Genomic DNA, 6,404 nt, shown 5'->3' on the forward strand with positions numbered 1-6,404 from the left:
GCCCTTCCTCACTCCATCTACCCCATGCTTTGCGACTACCTGGTACAAATTCTGACTGCCCGTGTGTATGATGTTGCCCAGGAATCTCCTCTGGAGTATGCCCCCAATCTTTCAGCCAGACTGAATAATAAACTCCTGCTAAAGCGTGAAGATATGCAGTCTGTGTTTTCCTTTAAGCTGCGGGGTGCTTACAACAAAATGGTGAATCTACCCCCTGATTTACTGGCACAGGGTGTAATTGCGGCTTCTGCGGGGAATCATGCCCAAGGTGTGGCGCTAGGTGCAAAACAACTAGGGACTAGAGCTATTATTGTCATGCCGGTCACTACTCCCCAGGTGAAGGTAGATGCAGTGAGGGCAAGAGGCGGAGAGGTGGTACTGCACGGAGATGCTTATGATGATGCCTATGCCTACGCGCGGCAATTGGAGGCAGAGAAAGGTTTAACATTCATTCATCCCTTTGATGATCCTCATGTAATTGCGGGACAGGGAACTATTGGGATGGAAATTCTCCGCCAATATCAGCAACCTATTCAGGCGATTTTTGTGGCTATTGGCGGCGGCGGTTTGATTTCGGGGATTGCGGCTTATGTGAAACGGTTACGTCCAGAAATTAAGATTATTGGAGTTGAACCTGTTGATGCTGATGCTATGCACCAATCGTTGCAAGCTGGTAAACGAGTACGATTGTCACAGGTAGGTTTATTTGCGGATGGGGTAGCAGTGCGGGAAGTGGGGGAAGAGACCTTCCGCCTGTGTCAGGAATATGTGGACGAGATTATTTTGGTGGATACAGATGACACTTGTGCAGCCATTAAGGATGTATTTGAAGATACCCGATCTATTTTAGAACCTGCGGGGGCATTGGCGATCGCTGGCGCTAAAGCTTATGTAGAACGGGAACAAATCCAAGGGCAAACTTTAGTTGCTGTCGCCTGCGGTGCAAATATGAATTTTGACCGTCTGCGCTTTGTTGCGGAACGGGCGGAATTTGGTGAACGCCGAGAAGCTATCTTTGCAGTGACAATTCCGGAAACACCGGGTAGTTTACGGAAGTTCTGCGAATGTATTGGTAGACGCAATTTGACAGAGTTTAACTATCGCATTGCTGATGAAAAAATTGCTCATATTTTTATTGGAATGCAGATTCAAAACCGTGCTGATAAAGTTCATATAGTGGAGACTTTTGCAGAATGTGGTTTTGAAATCCTCGATTTAACAGATGATGAACTAACAAAACTGCACTTGCGCCACATGGTGGGTGGACACTCTCCCCTAGCCCATAATGAATTACTCTACCGTTTTGAGTTTCCGGAACGTCCCGGTGCGTTGATGAAATTCGTTGCTTCCATGAGTCCCAACTGGAATATCAGTATGTTCCACTACCGCAACAATGGCTCAGACTACGGGCGCATCGTGGTAGGAATGCAGGTTCCACCGCAGGAAATGGAAGAATGGCAAGCATTTCTTGATTCCCTCGGCTACCAGTATTGGGACGAAAGCCAGAACCCAGCCTATAAGTTATTTTTGGGATGAAGGAGTAGGGGGATAAAATCACGTCAAGAATGCCAAAAATTAAGGGCAAGTATAATAAAGGAGATAGCCAGAAACCAGCTTTAAAGTTATGCGATCGCCCATTCCCGTTTTCTCTGTTGCTGAATATTTAGCAGCAGAAAGTAAAAGCGAACTCCGCCACGAGTATTTGGGGGGTCAAATTTTTGCGATGACAGGGGGGAGTAAGGCGCACAATATCATTACCTTAAATATTGCCAGTCGCTTACGTTCTCAATTGCGGGGTGGGGCTTGCAATGTTTTTATGTCGGATATGAAGGTGAAGTTACAAGCTGCTAATCAAAATAAGACGATATTTTATTACCCTGATGTGGTGGTTACTTGTAACTCTCAAGATCAAGATAACTATTTTGTGAATTATCCTTGTGTAATTGTTGAAGTTTTATCACCAAGTACCGAGGTAAGCGATCGCCGCGAGAAATTGGTAAATTATCAGACCATTGGTAGTTTACAGGAGTATGTTTTAGTTTCCCAAGATGAGATGAAAGTAGAAGTTTATCGTCAAGATTTACCTGGGAATTGGACAAAGGAGATTTTGGACATTGAGGATAAATTAGTCTTAAATTCGGTCAATTTATCGCTCACGATGACAGATATCTATGAGGATATTTTTTAATTTTAGCGATCGCGCCTTGAAATGTGGCGATCGCTAAACTTGTGTAATTCATTACATAAAAGACAAATCTTCAGCAATAATCAGGTTAATTTCGTAATCATCTAATTCTTGTAAATGTGTAACAATGCGGTTAGCTTGCTGTTCAACACTGCGTTCAAATAGCGCCCGTGCAAAGCGTCCATTACCAAAGCTTTTGTCACGTTTAGCGTAGGCGATCTCAAAGGTGGCTTGCAGCACGATAATAGCTGAGGAGTCTAAAATATAGCCGTTGTCGTCACAAAATTTCTTAAAAATCAATAGCAACTGATTGGGAGTGTAGTGATCAAGATAAAATAACCGATTCAACCGTGATTTAAAACCGGGGTTTAACTCTAATAAGCGATCCATCTCATCAGTGTAGCCGGCGACAACTACAGCCATGCGATCGCGGTAGTCTTCCATACGCTTAATTAATATCTGCAATGCTTCCTTGCCAAAATCGCTAGGGGTATCTTCAGCCGCTAAGGCGTGGGCTTCGTCAATGAACAAAACACCACCAATGGCTTGATGTACAGCACTTTCCACTCGTAAGGCAGTTTGTCCAATATAACCGCCAATGATGCCGGCGCGATCGGTTTCGACGACGTGTCCCCGTGGAAAAAATCCCATTTGTTTATATAAACGCCCCACTAAACGGGCGATGGTCGTTTTACCTGTCCCTGGGGGGCCGTAAAGCATCAGGTGTAGAGAAGTGTCTACTATTTTTAGCCCTCGTTTTTTCCGTTCCGTTTGTACTTTCAAGTAGTTGGCTAAGGAGAAAAGTTGACGCTTAGTTTGCTCATGTCCAATTAATGCCTTTAAGTCTGCAAACACTGCCTCCACAGTATCCTTTTCTGGGGGGTCATGCTCAACAAAGGAGGCTTTTGTCTCTTGTTTAGAATCACGAGTATCACTATGACTATCAACCGACTCTTTTTCCGTATCGGGAGCGCTGACAATTAAACTATGGACTTTCATCTTGATTTTGTCATGAATCACAAAACCAAAATTTTCCCCTGAGACATCAACTAACTTATGGGCGGGAAATTTATCTACTAAAGTACTGTTGATATAGAACTCTACCATATTACCCACACGGGCAATTTCCAACAGATTAACCGAGTCACCACGGTGAATGCGATCGCACCCTTTCCAATCTGTGTAATTAATAAAGTTACCATCTTTGATCTCAGTGATACGATAGTGACCATTGCCCGAAATCACGAACTCAAAGAAATTGCTAACGTCTGACAATCCCCAAACAAAACCATAACCATGATCATCTACACCAGCAGCTTTTTCTAGAACTATATGAATATGAAAATTCGTTCTCTCATAAAAGAACTCGGCTGAGTTCCACGATAGCCAATATGTATCACCTGCACGTTTATGGTCAAATACATAATGACTCACGTCCATGCAAAGGCTACACTCTTCACTATCTCGTGTTACCCAGCTACAGCGATTGTCTTGAAAATGCTCTTCAAAAATCAGCATTGCGTTCCTCTGTAGCTCTGTGTGTAAAATCAGCTGCTAGCTATTTCACTCTAACAAGAGGTTTTATGATTTTATAACCCCTCTCCCTGGCAGAAGAGTCATTAACTTATTCAGCAACTTTCTAAATAAAACAGCAGCAATTTTAGACATCAGCTTGTTTTGGAAATGTTTACTGTGGAGTAGCTGCTGTCCGGAAGCATGAACCTTTGATTTGAGGGGGGTAAGGGTTTAGGGGTTTAGGGGTGTGGGGATTTGAAAGATTTATATCCTTGTTCAAATCCTAGCCTCCCGCAGAGAAGGCTAGGACTGGTATTATTTACCAAGCAAGTTGCTTAACGCCTCGCTACCGCTAAAATTTCCCATATTCTTTACTCCCCACAGATCAAAATGTCACTAACTGCATCTTCCACACCTCAAGGATTTAGTACCTTTATTACCAATTTGGGCATACGTGATACCACGGAAGATTTTGTATTTATCCGATCAGATGTGCCATGTGTAGCTGATGGCGTATTTACTCAAAGCCTTTTCGCCGGGCCTAGTGTGACTATTAGTCGTCAAAATTTACAAGATGGGCAAGCACAAGGGATTATTGTCATTTCCAAAAATGCCAACGTTGCGAATGGTGCAGTGGGAATTGCTGATGCTCAGGAGATTATACAACTCGTGGCGCAGGAAACTGGGATTGCTGCCGGAAATTTGGCGATCGCATCCACTGGGGTAATTGGTAGACGTTACCCCATAGAAAAAATTCGCGCTGGCTTGGTAGGAATGGGTCAAAAACTGACATCGGCTGATTTTGACTTAGCTGCGCGCGGTATTATGACCACCGATACCGTATCTAAAATCGCTGCACGACAAGTTGGTAATGCCAAATTGGTGGGTATTGCTAAAGGTGTCGGGATGATTGAGCCGAATATGGCGACGATGTTAGCGTTCTTTTTTACTGATGCAGCAATTTCTGCCAATACACTGCGTCAAATTTTTCGCTCTACCATCGATAAAACATTTAATTGTTTAAGCATAGATACAGATACTTCTACTAGTGATAGTGCTGTAATTTTGGCGAATGGTTTAGCGGGTGAAGTTTCCGAAACAGAATTTGCTATTGCATTGCAAGAAATTGCCCATGATTTAGTGTTAAAGATTGCCCGTGATGGTGAAGGCGCAACTAAGGTAATTGAGGTGACTGTAGATTTAGCCGCTAACTATGCTCAAGCTAAACGAGTAGCTAAAGCCATTGTTAATTCACCACTAGTTAAGACTGCTGTATATGGTGCAGATCCTAATTGGGGAAGAGTAGCAATGGCAATAGGTAAATGTGAAGATGAACGAGATATTAATCCAGATCAAGTAGTAATTAGATTTGATCAAGTGCAAGTTTATCCTAATACCTTCCAAGCGGAAAATTTGGAGAAATTGAAAGAAATTATGTCAAAAGAAAAAGTCAATATTCACGTTAGTTTGAATATCGGTACAGATGTGGCTACTGTATGGGGTTGCGACTTGACAGAAGGTTATGTGGAAATTAACGGTAAGTACTCTACTTGATTAGGAGTGAAAGAGTGCTATTACCAATTTTCTCTGAAGTTGCCTCCAATAAATGATGTAGAGACGTTGCATTCAACGTCTCTACAGTAAAGAATAAAGTGCATTTTCAAGAAAAGGTATAAGTTCCTAGCCAACAGTCAACGATTCAGCTTTGCTCATCGTTGACCCCAATGGATGGTGACAAGATGAATTTTCTAAACAACCTGTGTAGGTGTCGCACCTAGAACCTCTATTTTCTTTGTCGCTTCCAACTGCTTCAAGGCGAGAGTTGCAGCATCCAAATCGTAAGGAAAAGGTCTACAACAAGTAATATAGTCCCTTTCTTGAGGAGGTCGATGACGCAATACAGCATTCACCACTAAACATGGTTGCGAACTTAAATTAATTGCACCGTGCAGTACCCCAGGAGGAATCGTCACTACCATAGGATGGTTTTCACTTAAGGGTATATACTTGTATTGCTTGTTAATTAAAGTCACAAGTACAACCTGCCCTTTAACTACCAATAATTGGTCAGTTTGTGATTTATGAACAAACAAATCATCTATTGTATTTGGCGCGATTTGCACCAGCATAGTTTCGTGACTTGTTTGAGGAGTAAAGAATTCAACCATCCCCCCCTTTATTGACTCTAGCTGACGGATTTCAATTTCCCTAATACTCATAAAAAAATTCCTTAAAAGAGCATCTTATGGATTGAACTTATACATCCAATATTAGATGCTCAAAAAGAAAAAAGTGTGGCGAAAGTAACCAAACACAGCAAAATTCGGTAACTCTACTGAGTGGATATCTTCAAGCTGCTAGGTTCCGCAAGATTACCAGCAACAGGCAGTCCTGATGAAGTACGATTATGCCCAGTAGTAAGCAGGATTTCTGTTGACCCCGATTGGGTTGAAGGTTGAAAATTCTTGGTTCTTTTATATGTACGCAATAGGAAAGCTGGAGGGTACGCTCTCTGGCTGATTGCAACAGATAGTGGAAAATGTGATCTGTGCTATTGCTCATTGAGCTAATTGGTGGCGCAATGCCTTATGGTCATCCGTGAGAGGTTAAAGTAATTGCACATTTGTCAAGAGGGTGCAGGAAAAGGGGATAGATCCAGCTTGAAGACTGGTTTTCGTAGGGCTTTGACTACGCCTAAATCTTG

At 42.5% G+C, this 6,404-nt stretch carries 5 protein-coding genes; 3 read left to right on the forward strand and 2 right to left on the reverse strand.

Annotation, left to right across the window (positions count from 1 at the left end):
- Positions 1-24: 24 nt before the first annotated feature.
- Both ilvA and H6G14_RS11180 read left to right on the forward strand, forming a co-directional pair.
- A complete protein-coding gene (gene ilvA, locus H6G14_RS11175; RefSeq protein WP_190567481.1) occupies positions 25-1,536 on the forward strand; it encodes a threonine ammonia-lyase, biosynthetic in 1,512 nt (503 codons plus the stop codon).
- Positions 1,537-1,624: 88 nt separating this feature from the next.
- Positions 1,625-2,188 (forward strand): Uma2 family endonuclease, encoded by a 564-nt coding sequence (locus H6G14_RS11180; protein WP_190567482.1) that lies wholly within the window; start codon positions 1,625-1,627, stop codon positions 2,186-2,188.
- A gap of 51 nt (positions 2,189-2,239) precedes the next feature.
- Here H6G14_RS11180 and H6G14_RS11185 read toward each other — a convergent pair whose 3' ends face one another.
- The gene (locus tag H6G14_RS11185; protein ID WP_190567483.1) at positions 2,240-3,703 is read right to left on the reverse strand and encodes an AAA family ATPase; all 1,464 of its coding nucleotides are present in this window, start codon (positions 3,701-3,703) and stop codon (positions 2,240-2,242) included.
- 387 nt (positions 3,704-4,090) lie between these two features.
- On the opposite strand from H6G14_RS11185, the gene argJ reads away from it, so the two are divergent.
- Positions 4,091-5,254, forward strand: coding sequence for a bifunctional glutamate N-acetyltransferase/amino-acid acetyltransferase ArgJ (gene argJ, locus H6G14_RS11190; protein ID WP_190567484.1), 1,164 nt, complete (start codon positions 4,091-4,093; stop codon positions 5,252-5,254).
- Positions 5,255-5,448: 194 nt separating this feature from the next.
- On the opposite strand, the gene H6G14_RS11195 is transcribed toward argJ, so the two are convergent.
- Positions 5,449-5,919, reverse strand: a complete 471-nt coding sequence (locus H6G14_RS11195; RefSeq protein WP_190567485.1) for a dTDP-4-dehydrorhamnose 3,5-epimerase — start codon at positions 5,917-5,919, stop codon at positions 5,449-5,451.
- Positions 5,920-6,404: the final 485 nt, after the last annotated feature.

Source organism: Nostoc parmelioides FACHB-3921 (assembly GCF_014696625.1).
In the GTDB taxonomy this organism is placed as follows: domain Bacteria; phylum Cyanobacteriota; class Cyanobacteriia; order Cyanobacteriales; family Nostocaceae; genus Trichormus; species Trichormus parmelioides.